At 70.3% G+C, this 18,725-nt stretch carries 14 protein-coding genes and 1 pseudogene; 8 read left to right on the forward strand and 7 right to left on the reverse strand.

Features of this window, described 5'->3' with window-relative positions; translation table 11 throughout:
- The first annotated feature begins 76 nt into the window (after positions 1–76).
- On the forward strand, positions 77–1,054 hold the full coding sequence (locus tag F8O04_RS00460; RefSeq protein WP_158027367.1) for a DMT family transporter: 978 nt from the start codon (positions 77–79) through the stop codon (positions 1,052–1,054).
- 136 nt (positions 1,055–1,190) lie between these two features.
- The gene (locus F8O04_RS00465; RefSeq protein ID WP_158027368.1) at positions 1,191–1,739 is read left to right on the forward strand and encodes a hypothetical protein; all 549 of its coding nucleotides are present in this window, start codon (positions 1,191–1,193) and stop codon (positions 1,737–1,739) included.
- Positions 1,740–1,897: 158 nt separating this feature from the next.
- Here F8O04_RS00465 and trhO read toward each other — a convergent pair.
- From trhO to F8O04_RS00485, 4 genes and pseudogenes are all read right to left on the reverse strand, one after another.
- Positions 1,898–2,767, reverse strand: a pseudogene (gene trhO / locus F8O04_RS00470) (oxygen-dependent tRNA uridine(34) hydroxylase TrhO); the annotation flags it as partial.
- Positions 2,768–2,854: 87 nt separating this feature from the next.
- Positions 2,855–4,486 carry an APC family permease gene (locus F8O04_RS00475; RefSeq protein WP_158027370.1) on the reverse strand — a complete coding sequence of 544 codons (1,632 nt, stop codon included), beginning with the start codon at positions 4,484–4,486 and terminating at the stop codon, positions 2,855–2,857.
- Positions 4,487–4,598: 112 nt separating this feature from the next.
- On the reverse strand, positions 4,599–6,326 hold the full coding sequence (locus F8O04_RS00480; protein ID WP_158027371.1) for an amidase: 1,728 nt from the start codon (positions 6,324–6,326) through the stop codon (positions 4,599–4,601).
- The gene (locus F8O04_RS00485; protein WP_158027372.1) at positions 6,323–7,405 is read right to left on the reverse strand and encodes an agmatine deiminase family protein; all 1,083 of its coding nucleotides are present in this window, start codon (positions 7,403–7,405) and stop codon (positions 6,323–6,325) included. The genes F8O04_RS00480 and F8O04_RS00485 overlap by 4 nt, the downstream gene beginning before the upstream one ends.
- Before the next feature lie 63 nt (positions 7,406–7,468).
- Here F8O04_RS00485 and F8O04_RS00490 point away from each other — a divergent pair, with 63 nt between their 5' ends.
- Positions 7,469–8,224 carry a TetR/AcrR family transcriptional regulator gene (locus F8O04_RS00490; protein ID WP_225734784.1) on the forward strand — a complete coding sequence of 252 codons (756 nt, stop codon included), beginning with the start codon at positions 7,469–7,471 and terminating at the stop codon, positions 8,222–8,224.
- Between the two features lie 42 nt (positions 8,225–8,266).
- Here F8O04_RS00490 and F8O04_RS00495 read toward each other — a convergent pair whose 3' ends face one another.
- The gene (locus F8O04_RS00495; protein ID WP_158027373.1) at positions 8,267–9,454 is read right to left on the reverse strand and encodes a PucR family transcriptional regulator; all 1,188 of its coding nucleotides are present in this window, start codon (positions 9,452–9,454) and stop codon (positions 8,267–8,269) included.
- Between the two features lie 235 nt (positions 9,455–9,689).
- Between F8O04_RS00495 and F8O04_RS00500 the strand changes: the two genes are divergently transcribed.
- Both F8O04_RS00500 and F8O04_RS00505 read left to right on the forward strand, forming a co-directional pair.
- Positions 9,690–11,069 carry a flavin monoamine oxidase family protein gene (locus F8O04_RS00500; protein ID WP_158027374.1) on the forward strand — a complete coding sequence of 460 codons (1,380 nt, stop codon included), beginning with the start codon at positions 9,690–9,692 and terminating at the stop codon, positions 11,067–11,069.
- 39 nt (positions 11,070–11,108) lie between these two features.
- A complete protein-coding gene (locus tag F8O04_RS00505; RefSeq protein WP_158027375.1) occupies positions 11,109–12,473 on the forward strand; it encodes an NAD-dependent succinate-semialdehyde dehydrogenase in 1,365 nt (454 codons plus the stop codon).
- Positions 12,474–12,587: 114 nt separating this feature from the next.
- On the opposite strand, the gene F8O04_RS00510 is transcribed toward F8O04_RS00505, so the two are convergent.
- Complete coding sequence (locus F8O04_RS00510) at positions 12,588–13,037, reverse strand: hypothetical protein (RefSeq protein ID WP_158027376.1); 450 nt, start codon at positions 13,035–13,037, stop codon at positions 12,588–12,590.
- A gap of 1,020 nt (positions 13,038–14,057) precedes the next feature.
- On the reverse strand, positions 14,058–14,864 hold the full coding sequence (locus F8O04_RS00515) for a PIG-L family deacetylase (protein WP_188726360.1): 807 nt from the start codon (positions 14,862–14,864) through the stop codon (positions 14,058–14,060).
- A gap of 105 nt (positions 14,865–14,969) precedes the next feature.
- Here F8O04_RS00515 and F8O04_RS00520 point away from each other — a divergent pair, with 105 nt between their 5' ends.
- The 3 genes from F8O04_RS00520 (at position 14,970) to F8O04_RS00530 (ending at position 18,612) form a co-directional block, all read left to right on the forward strand.
- Positions 14,970–16,502, forward strand: a complete 1,533-nt coding sequence (locus F8O04_RS00520; RefSeq protein ID WP_158027378.1) for an MmgE/PrpD family protein — start codon at positions 14,970–14,972, stop codon at positions 16,500–16,502.
- A gap of 8 nt (positions 16,503–16,510) precedes the next feature.
- Positions 16,511–17,410: a methylisocitrate lyase gene (gene prpB / locus F8O04_RS00525; protein WP_158027379.1), complete on the forward strand. Its 900-nt coding sequence runs from the start codon at positions 16,511–16,513 to the stop codon at positions 17,408–17,410.
- An 86-nt stretch (positions 17,411–17,496) separates the two neighbouring features.
- Positions 17,497–18,612, forward strand: a complete 1,116-nt coding sequence (locus F8O04_RS00530; RefSeq protein ID WP_158027380.1) for a bifunctional 2-methylcitrate synthase/citrate synthase — start codon at positions 17,497–17,499, stop codon at positions 18,610–18,612.
- The last annotated feature ends 113 nt before the right edge of the window (positions 18,613–18,725 follow it).

Here is an 18,725-nt window from a genome sequence, read left to right on the forward strand (position 1 = left end):
GGGATGCGAGCGCCGGACGGAGCGGTCACGAGCGGTCACCAGGGCGCGGACGGCAGCGCGGGCATAGGGTCGTGTGGTGACCACGTCGAACACGCCAGAGGCCGCGGCGCCGCCGCCGCGATCGCGTCGCGTGGCCGTGGTGGTCTGGACTGCCGCCGTCGTGTTTGGCGGATCGCTCATGGGCGTGCAGGCGCGCATGAACGGCGAGCTCGCGACCGTGAGCGGCGACTGGTCGTGGGCGGCGCTCGTGTCGTTCGGCGGCGGGCTCATGCTGCTCGCGTTCGCCGCAATGACATCGAAGCGCCGCGCGCTCGCGCTCCCTCGCATCGTCGCGGCCGTTCGCCAGGGACGGCTCGCGTGGTGGCACACGATCGCTGGCCTGAGCGGGGCGCTCTTCGTCGTCGTGCAGGCCACAGTGGCACCGGTGCTCGGCGTCGCCATCCTCACGATCGCCTTCGTCGCGGGCCAGACGATCGGCGGCCTCGCAGCCGACAGGTTCGGTTTCGGGGCCGGCGGCGTGGAGCGGATCTCCGTCCCGCGCCTCGCCGGCGGCGCGCTCGTGGTGGTCGCCGTGCTCGTGTCGGTCGCGGGGCGCCTCGAGGGCGGATTCGCGTGGTGGCTGCTGATCCTGCCCGTCATCTCGGGCTTCTTCGTCGCGTTCCAGCAGGCGTTCAACGGTCGCGTTCGCGTGCAGACCGACGTCTTCGCGGCCACCCTGGGCAATTTCTTCATCGGCACGATGGCGCTTGCGCTCGTGTTTGCCGTGCACGGTGCCCTCGTGGCCGGCCCGTTCGACTGGTTCGGCGCACCCTGGTACGTCTATCTCGGCGGCGTGGCCGGCGTCATCGGCGTGCCGATCGCAGCCGTCGCCGTTGGCACGATCGGCGTGCTGCGCCTCGCCCTCGCGCTCGTGACGGGGCAGCTCGTCGGCTCGCTCGTGCTCGATCTCACCCTGCCCCTCGCGACGACGGCCGTCACCGCGTGGACCTACGTGGGCCTCGCGCTCGCCTTCGTCGCGATCGTCATCACTTCGGTGCGCTGGGGCCGCCGCTGAGGCGAGGGGCGTATCCGGACCCTGGCGCTCGGGATTGGCGATTCGGCGCGTCCGCGTGCCGCTACGATCTGACGGAATGCCGGTCGACGGCGCCCGCGCGAGCGGTACCTGCGAGCAGAATCGTGAACACCTCTCAATGAAGAACCTTCGGAGCGCCGCGATCGTCGGCACCGCTGCCCTCATGCTGTTGCTTACGGGCTGCTCGTCGGACGCCCAGCCGCTCGGAGCGGCGCAGGAACTCGAGGTGTCGGACGACGCAACCTCGGCAACGCTGGCGATCAGCGTTACGGCGGTCGAGCAGGAGGCCGGCGACTTCCTGGCCGGATACGACCTCGACGCGGAAGAGGCGGCCATGACGCCGTACCTCGTGCACTACGAGGTCGAGCTCGTCGACGGGTCGATCGATGAGGGGTTTTCGTTCACGCCGGTCATGAGCTTCGGCGACGAGCCCGTGCTCGGCGCGAAGGATGCTGACGGGGGCGACGCCCTCGCGATGCACCTCATCGCCGGGGTCGGCCTCGGGGCAGACGACGCCGCGACGGAGCGCTGCCTGAGCCTCAACGAGGAGCTGTCGGCGCTCGCGGTCGGCGAGTCGGCGACGCGGTGCACCGTGATGCTCGCGGAGAGCGACGCGGGCCTGTCGGAGGTCACGATCGGCGAGCTGGCCTGGGGCGTCGAGGCCTAGTTCGGGGCTGGGCGCGGGGTCGCTCGGCCCGGGCGTCGGCCTTCGCGGGCGCCGCATGAGGCGCCGGACGCTCGGCGCTGGGTCTCTGCGGCCGAGTGCTCGGCGCATCTGAGCGCGCGTCGCCGCTCGTCGTCGAGCGACGGGTCGAGCGCGCCGTCGGAGCCGCAGTTGTCGCAGGCGACGAGCCGGCCGTGGCATGACGGGTCGGCGCAGTTCTGGATGCGGCTGGTCGCGGCCCCGCAGGCGCGGCACCGTCCGATGGTGGCCGCGTTGCCCGGCACGCCGAACTCGACGCGCTCGCGGCCGTCGAACACCGCGAGCGAGCCCTCCCACAGCCCCTCGTTGCCGTACGCCTCGCCGTAGCGGACGATGCCGCCCTCGAGCTGGTACACCTCGCGGAAACCGCGCGCGATCATGTGCGCCGACAGCACTTCGCAGCGGATGCCGCCCGTGCAGTACGTCACGACGGGCTTGTCCTTCAGGTCGTCGTACCGGCCCGAGTCGAGCTCGTCGATGAAGTCGCGAGTCGTGGCGGTGTCGGGCACGACGGCGTCCGAGAAACGGCCGATCTCGGCCTCGACGGCGTTGCGGCCGTCGAAGAACACGACGTCATCCCCGCGCTCGTCGACGAGCTCGTGCAGCTCGCGCGGCGTGAGGTGCCGGCCTCCACCGACCACACCGTTCTCGTCGACGCGCACCTCGCCCGGCGCTCCGAACGTGACGAGCTCGTCGCGCACCTTCACGCTGAGCTTCGGAAAGTCGAGGGAGCGGCCCTCGGCGTCGAGGCCCGTGCCGTCAGACCACTTCATGTCGACGCCGCGGAACGGCTCGTAGCCCTTGAAGCGCCGAACGTAGCGCTTCAGCGCGCCGATCTCGCCCCCGAGGGTGCCGTTGACGCCGTGCGGCGACACGATGATGCGGCCGCGCAGCCCCTCGCGCTCGCACGCCTCCCGCTGCCAGAGGCGCACGGCATCCGGGTCGGAGAGGGGAGCGAACACGTAGAACAGAATGATCTTCGCGACGGCCACCCAGCGATCGTAGTCGTGCGCTCCGCCCCCGCTCTTCGTGAGCCTCGTTCGTCGGCTCGCCCGGGGCGGGGGCGGCGCGCCTCGTTCCTATTCCGGCTTCGCGCCGCCCCTCTTACCCTTCGGCTGCTCGTCGAGCGGGTCGACATAGGCCGCGTCGTCACGGCTCGCATCGGTGCGCTCGAGGATCTCGCCGCGGAAGAATGCGGGCTTCATCCGGGAGTACACGAGCATCAACACGATGCCGACCGCGAAGACGACGATGCTGAGGATGCCGACGAGTCCGATGCCGAAGAACTCGCTGCCCGAGCCGAAGGCCGGGTCCATGCTGTCGACGAGCGTCTGCACGAACACGATCAGCAGCATGACGCCGCCGATGCCGGGGAGCACGAGCTTCATGATCACTGAGCGCACGCCTTCGCGCCCGGCGGTGCGGCGGAAGTACCACGTGCTCGCGAGCGCGGTCATGCCGTAGTAGAAGCAGACCATGAGGCTGAGCGCCGTGATCGTGTCCCACAGCGCATCCTCGCTGATGAAGCGCATGATGGCGTAGAACACCGAGGCGACGATCGTCGACGCGAGCAGGGCCGCCGACGGCGACTTGTACTTGGGGTGGATGCGCTTGAGGCCCTTCGGCACGGCCCCGTAGTGGGCCATTGCGAGCAGGGTGCGCGCGGGTGAGATGGCGGTCGAGTTGATCGACGCCATGGCGCTGATGAGGATCGCCGACGAGAGCAGCGCGGCGGCCGGCCCCATGACCGGGTGCGCGAGGGCCGCGAACACGTTCTCCGCGATCGCCGGGTTGCCGAGGCCGGTGCCCGTGTCGCCGAGCCCCGCATAGGCAACGGTCGCGGCGGCGATGCCGACGTAGAGGGTCACGAGCAGCAGGATGAGGATGGTCGCGGCCTTGCTCTCGACTGACAGCTTGCCCTTCGACCGCTTCGTCTCCTCGCCCATCGTGAGCACCGTGTCCCAGCCCCAGTACACGAAGATCGACACGGCGATGCCGGCGGAGAAGGCGCTGAAGCTGTCGACCTCGAACGGGTTGAACCACGCGAGCTCCGGCGCCGACGCGGCGGTGTTCGCCGGGTTGGCGGCGCCCATCACGAGCGCGATGAAGAACCACGCGAGCATGCCGACCTGGAACGCGACCGTCAAGTACTGGAAGATCTTCGTCGCCGTCAGGCCGCGATACGAGATAACGGTCGCGATCGCCATGAAGCCGAGGCACACGGCAACGTTGATGAACGGGTTCCCGGCGAGATCGGAGATGCCGGGATTGTTCGAGACGATCGCGATGGTCTCGAAGAGGAAGTCGACCGCGATTCCGGCGAGGTTGGAGAGCACGAGCACGGTCGAGGCGATGAGGCCCCATCCCGTGATCCAGCCGATCCACGGCCCGAAGGCGCGCGTCGCCCAGGTGAACGAGGTGCCAGAGTCGGGCATGACCGTGTTGAGGGCCCGGTACCCGAGGGCGACGAGCAGCATCGGCAGGAAGCCCACGAGGAAGATCGCGGGGGTCTGAAACCCGACCTCGCTCGCGGCGGGGCCGACTGCCGAGGTGAGCGTGTATGCGGGGGCGCAGGTCGAGATGCCGATGACGAGGGCCCCGAGCACGCCCACCTGGCCCTGCGGGAGGCCCTTCCTGCTGATGCCGCTCACGGAGTCGAGCGTGCGGGTCGCGGGCGTGCCGCCGGCGAGGTCGTATGGATGATTGCTCATTGTGGGGTATCAGTGCTCCCTGGCGCGGCGGTACGCGCATCGGTGCGCGGTGGCGGGCCGGGATCGGCCCGTCGCCATGCGTGTCGGTCGGTGGCGGATGCCTCGTGCGACGTCATGCGTCACCGAGCGCGGGGGTGCGTGGTGGTGTCGTGCGTCGGTGACCGGTTGCCTCGAAGGCTGCGGCGAGGCGCAGCAGCGCGGCGTCGTCGTAGGCGCGGCCGGCGAAGGTGAGCCCGACGGGCATGCCGATGTCGCGCATCGTGCCCATTGGCACCGTCACGGTCGGCACGCCGAGGTGGCGGATCGCGAGGTTGCCGTTTGCGACCCACACGCCGTTGCGCCAGCCGAGATCGGCCGATGCGGGGTTCACGTCCATGTCGGCGGGCCCGATGTCGGCCATCGCCGGGTAGATCACGGCGTCGAGGCCGAGCTCGTCGAGCCACTGTTCGAGGTCGATGCGGCGCGTCTCCTCCAGCCCGCGCAGCCCGGCTTCGAGGTGGGGGATGCTCAGGGGATCGTCGATCGGGTGCTCGGCGAGGTAGGCGGGGTACGCCGCGATGTCGTCGTCGAAGCCCGTGTAGCGGTCGGGCAGGGCCCCCTCGGGGTGGGGGAAGATGCGGCTGCCGTCGACGCCGGCAAGCCGGTTCAGCTTCGGGTCACCGTTGGCGCGGAGGAAGTCATCCCATGACCAGGCCGAGAGCGCCCAGATTTCGCTCTGGAGGTACTCGGGCGTCACGAGTCCGCGCGTGGCGATGGTCGGAGCGTCCGGCCGGTCGCCCTCATAGTTGGTGACGAGCGGGAATTCGACCTCAACCACTTCCGCGCCGGCCGCCTCGAGGTCCGCTCGCGCCCGGCGCCAGAGCTCCATGACCGATTCACGGGTCTCGATGCGCTGCCCCGTGGAGCCGCCGATGCCCGGGTTGACGGCGGTCCCGGCGTCGGGATCGGCGCCTATGTACATGCGGGGGACGCCGAAGCGCTTTCCGCGCAGCGCGGCGGCCGCCTCGCCGGCGCTCGCGGGCGCGAGGGCTGGGTAGACGTCGGGGCGGACGGCGCTCGCCGCGGGGAGCTCGACCCAGGGCTGCACGCGCCAGAAGTCGCCGCGGGTCTCCGGGTCGTCGGCGACCACGGCGTCGAGCACCTCGAGCAGATCCGCCATGGTGCGGGCGGTCGGCACGACCACGTCCATGGTCGGCACGAGCGGCCAGTTGCCGCGCACCGAGATGACGCCGCGCGACGGGGTGTAGGCACACAGCGCGTTGCACGACGCGGGAGCACGGCCGCTCGACCAGGTTTCCTCGCTCAGCCCGAACGCCGCGAAGCTTGCCGCGGTCGCGGTTCCCGAGCCGTTCGACGAGCCCGAGGCGAACGCCGACGTGAGGTAGTCGGCGTTGTAGGGGCTCTCGGCTCGGCCGTAGAGCCCACGCTGCATGCCGCCGTTGGCCATCGGCGGCATGTTCGTCAGCCCGAGGCAGATCGCGCCGGCCGAGCGGAGGCGCTCGACCGTGAAGGCGTCACGCTGCGCGACGAGCTCCGCGAAGGCTGGGCTGCCGGCCGCCGCCGTGAGGCCCCGAACGAGGTAGCTGTCCTTCGCCGTGTAGGGGATGCCATCGAGCGGGCCCAGCGTCTCGCCGGTCGCGCGCCGGGCATCCGAGGCCGCGGCCTCGTCGAGTGCGGCAAGGTTCGGGACCACGACGGCATTGAGCCTCGTCGCGGTCTCGGGCCCGTCGTAGGCCTCGATCCGGCGCAGATAGGCTCGCGTGAGGTCGACGGAGGTGGCGCGGCCATCCTCGAGGGCCGCGCGCAGCTCCGCGATCGACGCCTCGTGCACCTCGATCATGCGCCCGGCCCCCTCAGGGGCGCGCCGCCGTCGTGCGCCTCGAGTTCCGCGACCGTCAAGGGCTGCTGCTGTGTGATGCAGTGAATGCCGCCACCGCGCGCGAAGATCTCTCGCGCGTCGACCGTGGTCACCTCACGGCCCGGGTAGGCGGCGGCGAGCACGTCGCGCGCCCGTGCGTCGGCGTCGGGCTCGCCGAAGCCGCAGGCGACGACACCGCCGTTGACGACGAGGTGGTTCACGTAGCTCCAGTCGACGACGCCCTCGTCGTCGCGAAGCGTCGCCGGGGCCGGCAGGCCGATCACCTCGAAGGAGCGGCCACGAGCGTCGGTCTGGCCGGCGAAGAACTCGCGCAGCTCGCGACACACGGCGTGGTCGGGGTGCCCGGGGTCGCGCTGGTCGTGCAGCAGCACGCGGCCCGGCGAGACGATGGTGGCGACGATGTCGACGTGACCGCGCGTGCCGAACTCCTCGTAGTCGCGGGTGAGTCCGCGGGGGAGCCAGACGACCGTTGTCGCCCTGAGCGTGCGGACGAGCTCGGCCTCGATGGCGGCCTTGTCCAGGCCTGGGTTGCGGCCGGGGTCGAGCTGCACCGTCTCCGTCGCGAGCACGGTGCCCTCACCGTCGACGTGGATGCCGCCGCCCTCGTTCACGAGCGTCGAGGCGACCAGCGTGGCGCCCGCGGCCTCGGCGATGATGCGCTTGAGGCCGGCCGAGCGGCCCCATTCAGCCCATTCCTGGCCACCCCAGCCGTTGAACGTCCAGTCGATCGCGCCGAGGGCATCCGGTCGCTCGTCGTCAAGCACGAACGTGGGGCCGACGTCGCGCATCCAGAACTCGTCGATGGGCGCTTCGACGACCTCGATGTGCGAGCCGAGCATGCGGCGTGCCCGCTCGCGCTCGGTCGGGTCGACGACCATCGTGACGGGCTCGAACTCGGCGATGGCGTGCGCGGTGGCCGTCCAGGCCTCATAGCCCGCTCGACGGTCGGCGTCGGTGTCGCCGAGCGTGAAGCCCTCGCGGGGAAACGCCATCCACGTGCGTCGCTGGGGTGCCGTCTCTGCAGGCATCAACCAGGCCATCGGCGCTCCTTTGCGGTATTTATCAAGTGATCAATAGGAGAATGGTGGGCTACGGTAATCGCTGTGTCAAGAGGCGGCGGCGGCGAAGGAGCACGGGCGGCGACCCCGGCGGTCCGGACGAGCGATGGATCGGGTTCGGCCGACTCGTCGGGGGCCTCCGGTGCCGCGTCGGGCGCCGAGAACAAGGTCCCTCGCGTGCGCCGCTCGCCGACCGAGCGCCGGGCCCAGATCGCGTTGGCCGCCGAGGCCATCGCCAAAGAGGAGGGCCTCGATGCGGTGACGCTCCGTGCTGTCGCCGGTCGGGCGGGGATGACGCCCGCCCTCGTCGCGCATCACTCGGAGAGCATGGATGCCCTCGTCGCGACCACCTTCACGGCGGTCGTCAGCGTGGAGCTCGCCGAGATGCAGGAGCTCGCGCGCAGCGACGAGCACGCGAGTGTCGCCGAGGCGCTCGTCGCAGTCTTGGACGGTTCGATCGACGTGACGCGCGCCGACGTGGACCTCGTCTGGGTCCACGCGTGGGCGCTTGGCGCGCGCAATCCGCTGCTCGCGCAGGCGGTGCGCGAGCAGAGTGACGCGTGGCGCGAGTTCCTGACCACGCTCATCCAGCGCGGCGTCGCGGCGGGCGAGTTCGCGTGCGCCGATCCGCGGAGCGTCGCGGCGCAGGTGCTGAGCATGATCGACGGCCTCAACGCGCACCTGCTCGTCTCGTGGCAGGAGAGCGATCAGCGCCTGTTCCTGCTCGCCCGGTCGGTCGAGGCGCTCGTCGAGGCTCCGCAGGGCACGCTCACGAGCCTCCTGCACCGGGGCGGCGTCTAGCCGCACCGCTTCGAGGCCGTGCGAGGCGGCCTCCGCGCGCCGTTACGGCAGCGCCCGTAACGCGGCCCACAGCTCGGCACGCGTCGCGAACGATCCGAGGTCACGCCCGAGCAGTCGCTGCGCGAGGTCGAGGCGGGCACGCACCGTGTGGCGGTGCACGCCGAGGGCACGGGCCGTGCCGTCGTTCGAGCAGTCCGCGTCGAGCCAGGCGCGCAGCGTCGGCACGAGCCTGGTCGCCCGGGCCTCGTCGTGCTCGACGAGGGGCGCGAGCTGTCGACGGGCGAGCACGAGCGCGCGCTCGCCGTCGAGCGCGGTCAGCACGTCGGCGGTGTCGGTACGTGCGCCGAGATGCGGCGCACCGTCGCGGACGACACCCGTCAGGCCCGACACGGATGCGTCGTCGCGCGCACGCCGTGCGCGGTCGAGCGCGCGCCCGAGGTCGCGGTAGCGGTCGGCCTCGGCCGCGCCCACCGTGAGCCCGAACGCCTCGGCGAGCTCGTCGAGCGCGCCCGCCTCCGCGGCGTCGGTCAGGACCACGAGTTCCTCGCCGAGCCGCGCGAAGAACACCGCCTGAGGGGCGTCGTCGGCTCGCTCGTCGAGCCAGTCGGTCGCCGGATGCGGCGACCGAGTGCCGACTCGTGCCGTCGCCACGGCGACCGGGGCGGGTGGAAGGGACTCCTGGAGCTCGCGGGCCGCGCGGTGCGTGAGCTCGGCGTCGGGTGTCGTGAGCAGTTCGGCGACGGCGGCGCGGAGCCTCGCGCCGGCCTGCCCGAGCCGATGCCGGCGGGCGAGGGCGAGACTCGCCATGGCCGCGACCGTGGCCGCGACCATGCGCTGTTCCGGCGTGAGCCCGTCGGAGGCGATCGCGAGCACGCCCCGAAGCTGTCGCCCGTCGCCCAGGGTCTGGAGCGAAACGGGGGTCCCACCCGCGCGGACCGTCGTGGCGACGCGAGCGCCGCGACGAAGCACGGCATCGACTTCGTCGCGCAGTGCGTCCGCGGCGTCGGCCGGCAGTCCGCCTGGATGCTGGCGGCGCGTGCGCCCCGTCGCGTCGATGAGCGCGACCCAGGCGCCGAGCCGACGAGCGAGTTCGACGATCACCGACTCGATGCCGCCCGGCCGCCCGGCCGCCCGCGTCACGGCCTGAATCGCCTCGATGGTCCAGGCGTCCCTGCCGCCGTCGTCGGCCCTGGCGGCGCCGTCGCTCTCGCGCGAATGTGAACCGCTCATGCGGCCAAGCGTATGTCCATGCTGGCAGATCATGCAGCGGGGCTGTACATCTCGGCGAGTGCGCGGCGAGCCCTGCATCCATAGAATCCTTGTGATCACTCGCAGGGGGAGGCGCAGGGCGTCGCGTCCTGGATGCAAACTATTGAGCAGGTGAACGACAGTCGCGCTCTCGCGATTGCTCGCATCGGCTCGACGAGTGCGAATCACGTCCGCCGCGCCAACGTAAGGAATCTCCGTGACCGAACTCGTCCGAGACGTCGTCATCATCGGGGCCGGAGCGACCGGCCTGACGGCTGCGACCACGCTGAAGAAGGCCGGCGCCTCCGTCGCGGTGCTCGAGGCCCGCGACCGTGTCGGCGGCCGCCTGTGGACCGACGACATCGAGGGCGCGATGCTCGAGATCGGCGGCCAGTGGGTCTCGCCGGACCAGTCGGCGCTCATCGAGACCCTCGACGAGCTCGGCCTCGAGACGTTCAGCCGCTATCGCGAGGGCGAGAGCGTCTACGTCGATGCCGCGGGTCAGCGACGCCGGTTCACGGGCGACATCTTCCCCGTGGCCCCCGAGACCGAGCGAATCATGAACGAGCTGATCGAACGGCTCGACGCGATGGTCGCCGAGATCGACCCCGATGCGCCCTGGGAGCATCCGAATGCCCGCGAGTGGGACAAGATCTCATGGGAGGCGTGGCTCGAGCAGCAGACCGATGACGCCGAAGCACTCGCCAACATCGCGATGTTCACGGGCGCCGCCATGCTCACGAAGCCCGCGCACGCGTTCTCGCTGCTGCAGTCGCTGCTGATGGCGGCGAGTGCCGGCAGCTTCACGCACCTCGTCGACGCCGACTTCATCCTCGACAAGCGCGTCATCGGCGGGCTGCAGCAGGTGCCGATTCGCCTGGCCGAGCGGCTCGGCGACGACCTCTTCCTCGAGCAACCGGTGCTGCGCCTCGAGCACGGCGATGACGGCGTCGTCGCCCATGGCCGCAGCGTCACGGTCCGCGCGAAGCGGGCCATCCTCGCCCTCGCGCCGACGCTCTACCACCGCATCTCGTTCGAGCCCGCTCTCCCGCGCATCCCCCAGCAGATGCACCAGCACCTCTCGATGGGCTTCGTCATCAAGGTGCACGCCGTCTACGAGCGGCCGTTCTGGCGGGATGCGGGGCTTTCGGGAACCGCGTTCAGCCCGTTCCAGCTCGTGCACGAGGCGTACGACAACACGAACCACGGCGACGAGCGCGGCACCCTCGTCGGCTTCGTCTCCGACCAGAACGCCGACGACGTCTTCCGGCTCTCGGATGAGGAACGCAGGACGAGCATCCTCGAATCACTCGCGACCTACTACGGCGACGAGGCAAAGCATCCGGTCGTCTACTACGAGAGCGACTGGGGTGCGGAAGAGTGGACGCGCGGCGCTTACGCCGCCAGCTTCGACCTCGGTGGCCTGCAGCGGTACGGCGCCGACCTGCGCCGGCCGATCGGACCGATCCACTTCGCGTGCAGCGACATGGCGGGGGCCGGCTACCAGCACGTCGACGGCGCGATCCGCATGGGGCGGCTCGTCGCCGCGCAGATCGCGGAACAGGACGCCAAGGGCGCGCAGGGCCCGCGGGCCTAGGGTCGAGTCCACGAGGAAACGTGCCATGAAGGAGATGCAATGAGCGACTACGCCGTCACCAATCCCGCCACCGGCGAGCGTGTGAGCGACTACCCGACGGCGACCGACGCCGAGATCGCCGCCGCCATCAACCGCAGCCACGCCGCATTCCCCGAGTGGCGTGCCACGAGCCCCGCTGATCGCGCGGCCGGACTGCGCCGGGTCGCCGAGCTGCACCGCGAGCGTCGCGACGAGCTCGCCCGCATCATCGTGCGCGAGATGGGCAAGCCGCTCGAGGCGGCCGTGGGCGAGGTCGACTTCGCTGCCGAGATCACCGAGTACTACGCCGACCACATCGATGAAATCACGGGCGACGAGCCGCTTGCGATCCAGGGCGAGGGCACGGCGGTCGTGCGCCGCGCCCCCCTCGGGGTGCTGTTCGGCATCATGCCGTGGAACTTTCCCTACTACCAGGTGGCCCGGTTCGCGGCACCGAACCTGGCCGTCGGCAACACGATCGTGCTGAAGCACGCGCCCCAGTGCCCTGAATCGGCGGCGGCCATCGCGGCGATGTATCGCGACGCGGGGTTGCCGGAGGGCGCCTACGAGAACGTGTACGCGACCAACGAACAGGCGGCCGACATCGTCGCCGACCCGCGCGTGCAGGGCGTGTCGGTCACGGGCTCGGAGCGTGCCGGCGCGGCGGTCGCCGAGGTGGCCGGCCGCAACCTCAAGAAGGTCGCGCTCGAGCTCGGTGGCTCCGACCCGTTCATCGTGCTGTCGGCGGACGACCTGGACGCCGTGGTCGCGGCCGCCGTCGACGCCCGGCTCGACAACAACGGCCAGGCCTGCAACGGGGCAAAGCGCTTCATCGTGGTCGACGACCTGTACGACGCGTTCCTCGAGAAGTTCGCCGCGGCGATGGAGGCCGCCAAGGTCGGCGACCCGCTCGCCGACGACACGGTGCTCGGCCCCCTCTCGTCGCTCGCCGCCGCCGAGCGCCTGCAGGCGCAGATCGACCGCGCCGTCGAGCAAGGTGCCACGGTCGTCGTGGGCGGCACGCGCGACGGCGCCTATGTGCCGGGCACGGTGCTGACCGGTGTGACGCCCGAGATGGATGCCTACCGCGAAGAGTTCTTCGGGCCCGTCGGGGCCGTCTACCGGGTTGCTGATGAGGCCGAAGCCGTGCGTCTCGCCAACGACACGCCGTTCGGGCTCGGCTCGTATGTCTTCACGACCGACGCCGAGCAAGCCCAGCGCGTCGCCGATCAGATCGAAGCCGGAATGGTCTTCATCAATGCCGTGCTGGCCGACGAGGCCGCGCTGCCCTTCGGTGGCGTAAAGCGCTCGGGCACGTCGCGCGAGCTCGGGCTGCTGGCGGCCGACGAGTTCGTCAACAAGAAGGTGATCCGCGTCGGGGCGTAGCCCCGAGGCGCCGGGGAAGTCGCGGCCGTCGCGACGGACGGTGCATCGACGTCCCCCCGGTTGCGGTCCGCGGTCGTTGGGGCTTCGCCGAGTCTTGCCTCGGAGAGCCCGCCCTCAGATCTGCGGGAGCGTTACTCGGTCGCTGTCTTGACCCTTGTGGTCCGCACGCATGCCGAGCCCACGTGCGCGTGGTGCCCAGATGGCGAAGGCGGCGGCACCCAGCGGAAGGACGAAGGACACGAGGGGCGCGAGAAGCATGCCCTGGAGCGCGGTGTAGCAGATGCCGACGGCGACGGCGATTGCGACGCGTGCTCCGACCGATCCGGCCAGGCGGGTCACCAACCACCAGGCGATGGCTGCTCCGGTCAAGGCGGAGCCAGCGATGAAACCGGGGGACATTCGGTCCCAGGACGGCGCGCCGAGATAGCTCAGAGCGACCGCGAGGAACGCCAGCCCGAGCAGCAGCGTCGGGCCCCACGTGTGCGCGGGCGAACGTCGAGAGTGGGCCGTTGTCACAATGCCGACGGCCGTCAAGAACGGCAACACGGCGATGAGCGCGGTCATGGTTCCCCACCCCATGGCCGCTGTGGCGTCGGTCGTGCCGATGGGCCAGTGCGCACCGGTGAGCGCGAAGACGAGACCGACTGCGCCGCCAGTCGCGGCCAGCCATGCAAGCGCGCACGACCAACGTCGACTGGTGAGGCTGAGAGGCCGTCCGTTCGACGCGGGAGGAGCAGGGGCGGTCGGCGCGGTGCGTTCCGATGGCAACGGCACCAAGGAGAGAACTCCGATCCCGGCAGCCGCAATTGGCGCCACAGGGGGAATGAGTTGGATCCCACCGATGATCGGCGCGGCGACCATCCCGATCAGCAGTGCAATGCCTGCAGCTGCGACTGGATGCAGGCGGGTCCGCCCGACAAATCCCATCAGGCACACCGTGACCGCAGACGCACCCAGTACCCAGGCCGCAGGGATGAGCCATGCCCAGGCGTCGGAGAACCAATTGCCGGGCATATTGGTGTTCGCCGTCTCCCACGCGACGGACCATGAAACTGCCGCCAACCCCGCGATCACGAAACCCGGCCCTGCCAAGATGAGCACCAGTAGGGAGCGGGACTCCGAGAGCCACTCCCGGTGTCGGATGAGAGCGACCGCCGCGACCGACACGAGTGCCGGGCAGACAGCCGCACTCAGCACCGCGGCTCCCCAGTGCACCGCATCCTCAGGAAGGACGGAAGACAGCCACTCCCGCACGGGACTCGCTTGGACGGCTCCGACGAGCGCGGCGATCAGCAGTGCGGAAACCGCGCACGCCAACGCCATGTGCGGTCCAGCCGGGCGCCCAAGCCGTGCACGACGGCTGAGCGCCATTCCGCAGCTGTCGGCCGATCGCGCCCATTCCGTTCGGCCTCGTCGAGCATCGCGCCGAGCAGCACCTCGCCGTTGCGTTCTCGCCAACCTTTCGGATACCAGCGCAGGAGCCGGGCAAACCGCGCCCGCCCCACCGTCATAGTCCTCCCGCCATCCGAAGCCTCGCGCATGATCTCGTATCCATGCCGACGGCCGGTCATCACATCAATAGCCCTACACGATGCGGGTGAGACCGACCCCGACTGGCACCTCGTGGGAGAACCCGTCTTCGTGCTGAACGCGCCCGTCGGGGCGCATGATGAGCTGCGAGCGGTACTGCTCCAGGCCTGAGCGGATGCGGTCGGCCTGATGGGGAAGGTCGAACCACACGTCGGCGTCGGTGACCCGCCGCGCCGCAGGGTCGCCCGCGATCGCCCACACCTGTGCGCCGGTCGCGCGGCCCACCGCGACGGAGATCAAGTGCGCCCGCACGTGGTCGGGGTGGCCGTAGCCGCCGTTGGCGTCGTACGTGATGATCACGTCGGGCGTGCGCGCGGCCGCGAAGGCCGCCAGGTCCGCTGTCGCTTCATCCATGGGTGCCGAGGTGAAACAGCGGAGGTCGGCGGCCGCCTCGAGGTCGGGCCCGGCCACGCCCTCCGTGACCCACCGCATCCCGGAGTCGCGGTACTCGCGATCGGGCAGACCGGCCGCGCGTGCCGGCGCGGTGCCCAGCCACGCGTGGTCCGTGACCCCGAGCCGTTCGAGCGATGCCTCGAGTTCGCGCGCGCGGTGCGGCCCGAGCGAGTCGGTGCCGAAGACGTGCGCGAGCTCCGGGTCGACGACCTGCCCGAGCTCGCCGCGGTTGGTCGTGACGAGCGACACCCGCGCGCCCCGATCGACGAGCTCTGCCATGAGGTTGCCGGCCCACAGCGTCTCGTCGTCGGGATGCGCGTGTACGAAGAGCACGCGGCGAGCGAATGCGAAGAACTCGTCGGGCGTGACCCGTGCAGAGGGGCGGTCGGATGCTTCGGGCGCTGCCATGCGGGCATGGTAGCCGCGCATTGGGGGCGAGGATGCGCTGGGCCCAGCCGAACAGCCGAACAGCCGAACCGGCGCGCCGGACGCCCGCCCTGAGATGATGACCCCATGCAGCAGCACGACGTTCGCGTTCACCCTTCGGCCGACGACCTCGGGCGCGAAGATCAGCTGGCCTGGAAGATCGCCCGGGTTGCCACCGACCCCGTTGAGATTGAACCCCAGGTGACCGACATGGTCATCAACCGCGTCATCGACAACGCCGCAGTCGCCGCCGCGTCGCTGGGCCGCTCGCCCGTCGTGGCGGCGCGCGGCCAGGCGCTCGCGCATGCCGCGAGCGCGAACGGTGCGGGCGCGACCGTTTTCGGCGAGCCGATGAGCACGCGGACGAGCCCCGAGTGGGCCGCATGGGTCAACGGGGTCGCGGTGCGCGAGCTCGACTTCCACGACACGTTCCTGGCGGCCGACTACTCGCACCCCGGCGACAACATTCCGCCGATCATCGCGGTGGCCCAGCACCTCGCCGCCGCGCGGCGGCTGTCTGGCCGCGATCTTGTGCGCGGCATCGCCACCGGCTACGAGATCCAGGTGGACCTCGTGAAGGCGATCTGCCTCCATAAGCACAAGATCGACCACGTCGCCCACCTGGGGCCCTCGGCCGCGGCGGGCATCGGCACGCTGCTGGGGCTCGACGAGGAGACCATCTTCCAGGCCGTCGGGCAGGCCCTCCACACGACGACCGCGACGCGCCAATCGCGCAAGGGCGAGATCTCGACGTGGAAGGCTCATGCACCCGCGTTCGCCGGCAAGATGGCCGTTGAGGCGGTCGACCGCGCCATGCGCGGACAGACGAGTCCCGTGCCCGTCTACGAGGGCGAAGACGGCGTCATCGCGTGGATGCTCGACGGCCCCGGTGCGCGGTACACGGTGCCGCTGCCGGGCCCGGGCGAGCCGAAACGAGCGATCCTCGACACGTACACCAAGGAACACTCGGCCGAGTACCAGGCGCAAGCCTGGATCGACCTTGCACGGAAACTGCACTTCGAGCATCCCGCCCTCGTCGTCGAGCCCTCGCGCATCGCCGAGATCGTGCTCCACACATCGCACCACACGCACGTGGTGATCGGTTCCGGCGCAGGCGACCCGCAAAAGTACGACCCCGCGGCGTCACGCGAGACGCTCGACCACTCGATCCCCTACATCTTCACCGTGGCCCTGCAAGACGGGGGATGGCACCACGTCGAGTCGTATGCGCCCGAGCGCGCTGCACGCCCCGATACGGTCGAGCTGTGGCAGAAGGTCACGACCGTTGAAGACCCCGAGTGGACGCGCCGCTACCACTCGCGCGACGTCGCGGAGAAGGCCTTCGGCGGGGCCATCGTGATCACGCTCGACGACGGCACCGAGATTCGCGACGAGATCGCGGTGGCCGACGCCCACCCGCTCGGCGCGCGACCCTTCGGGCGTGAACAGTATGTGCGGAAGTTCCGCGCGCTCGCGGGCGACGTGCTCGATTCGAGCGAGATCGAGCGATTCCTCGAGGTGGCGCAGCGACTGCCAGACCTGCGGCCCGCCGAGCTCCCCGAGCTCACCATCATCGCCCCGCACGGCTCGCTGCTGCCCGCGCCCGTCGGGCTGTTCTAGGGGGCACCGTGCTGTACGCCACCACCACGCCGGTCGACAAGCGGCGCGCCTTCCGGAAGCTGCTCGCGTCGGGCGAACTGCTGCGATTCCCGGGCGCCTTCAACCCGCTCTCGGCGCGGCTCATCGAGCGCAAGGGCTTCGACGGCGTCTACATCTCGGGAGCCGTGCTCGCGGCCGACCTGGGACTACCCGACATCGGTCTCACAACGCTCAGCGAGATCGCCGGCCGTGGTCGGCAGATCGCCCGCATGACCGAGTTGCCGGCGATCATCGACGCCGACACCGGCTTCGGCGAGTCGATGAACGTCGCGCGGACCGTGCAGGAGCTCGAGGATGCCGGGCTCGCCGGCCTTCACATCGAGGACCAGGTCAACCCCAAGCGGTGCGGGCATCTCGACGGGAAAGAAGTCGTCGACACCGACACGGCGATCAAGCGCATCCGGGCAGCCGTGGATGCGCGGCGCGACCCGAACTTCCTCGTCATGGCGCGCACCGACATCCGAGCCGCAGAGGGACTCGACGCCGCGCTCGATCGCGCACGCCGGCTCGTCGATGCCGGGGCGGACGCAATCTTCCCCGAAGCCATGCGCACCCTGGACGAGTTCGCGGCCATGCGGGCCGCCGTCGACGTACCGCTGCTCGCCAACATGACGGAGTTCGGCAAGAGCGACCTCTTCAGCGTGCAGCAACTCGCCGACGTCGGCATGAACATCGTGATCTGGCCGGTCTCCATGCTGCGCCTCGCGATGGGCGCGACGGGCCGCGCGCTTGATCACCTGAACGCCGAGGGCCATCTGACCGGGCTCCTCGACGCCATGCAGCACCGCGCCGACCTCTACGACCTCGTCGACTACGAGGCCTACAACCACTTCGACACCTCCGTGTTCAACTTCACGGTCGAGCGATAGCCTGCGGGCGGGGGTCGGCCACCGAAACGGTGGGCCACCGGTGCCCCGCAGGCAGTGACGACCGTCGATGACGAGTAAGGATGCTCATGAACGATCAGCCCGAGATCCACAAGGGCCTTGCCGGGGTTCCGGTCGACTACACCGCCGTCTCGAAGGTCAATCCCGAGACCAACTCATTGCTGTATCGCGGGTACCCCGTGCAGGAGCTCGCCGAGAAGTGCAGTTTCGAAGAGGTGGCGCTGCTGCTGTGGAACGGCGACCTGCCGAACGCCACCGAGCTCGCCTCGTTCGTGGCGTTCGAGCGCTCGCACCGCAGGCTCGACCCAGGCCTCCGCCTCGTGATCGACGCCCTGCCCGTTTCTGCCCACCCGATGGACGTCGTGCGCACCGCTGTTTCGATCATGGGCGCCAACGACCTCGCCTCCGGCACCGTCTCACCCGAGGCCGACCTCGAGAAGGCCAAGCGGCTGTTCGCGGCGCTCCCCGCGGTCATCGCCTACGACCAGCGACGCCGCCGCGGGGAGGGACTCGTCGAACCGCGCGACGACCTCGACTACTCGCAGAACTTCCTTTGGATGACGTTCGGCGACGAGGCCGCGCCGGAGGTCGTCGACGCCTTCCGCGTGTCGATGGTGCTCTATGCCGAGCACTCGTTCAATGCGTCGACGTTCACGGCCCGCGTCATCACATCGACGCTCGCCGACCTCTACTCGGCCGTCACGGGGGCGATCGGGGCGCTCAAAGGGCCGCTGCACGGCGGCGCCAACGAGGCGGTCATGCAAACGTTCACCGAGATCGGCACGGCCGATCGCGTCGTGCCCTGGCTCGACGACGCCCTCGCGAATAAGAAGAAGATCATGGGCTTCGGCCACCGCGTCTACAAGAACGGCGACTCGCGCGTGCCCACGATGCGCGCCGCGCTTGAGCGCATGATCGCGCACTACGGTCGCGAGGACATGCTGGAGCTCTACGACACGCTCGAGCGCGAGTTCGGCGAGCGCAAGAGCATCAAGCCCAACCTCGACTACCCGGCCGGGCCGACGTACCACCTCATGGGCTTCGATACGCCGACGTTCACGCCGCTCTTCGTGGCGTCACGAGTGACCGGCTGGACGGCCCACATTCGCGAGCAAGCGGCGGCGAACTCGCTCATCCGCCCGCTGTCGGTCTACAACGGACACGACGAGCGGCACGTGCCGTAGGGCGCACCCGCCGTCGGGCGCGCTTGGCGGAGGGGCGCGGCTGCGCTGGCCGCGAACCGATTCGACGTAGCGCGGCCCCGGGCGGAAGATGGAAGGACGCCCGCAAAGGAGCC

Origin of the sequence: Pseudoclavibacter endophyticus, from assembly GCF_008831085.1 — a bacterium.
In the GTDB taxonomy this organism is placed as follows: domain Bacteria; phylum Actinomycetota; class Actinomycetes; order Actinomycetales; family Microbacteriaceae; genus Pseudoclavibacter; species Pseudoclavibacter endophyticus.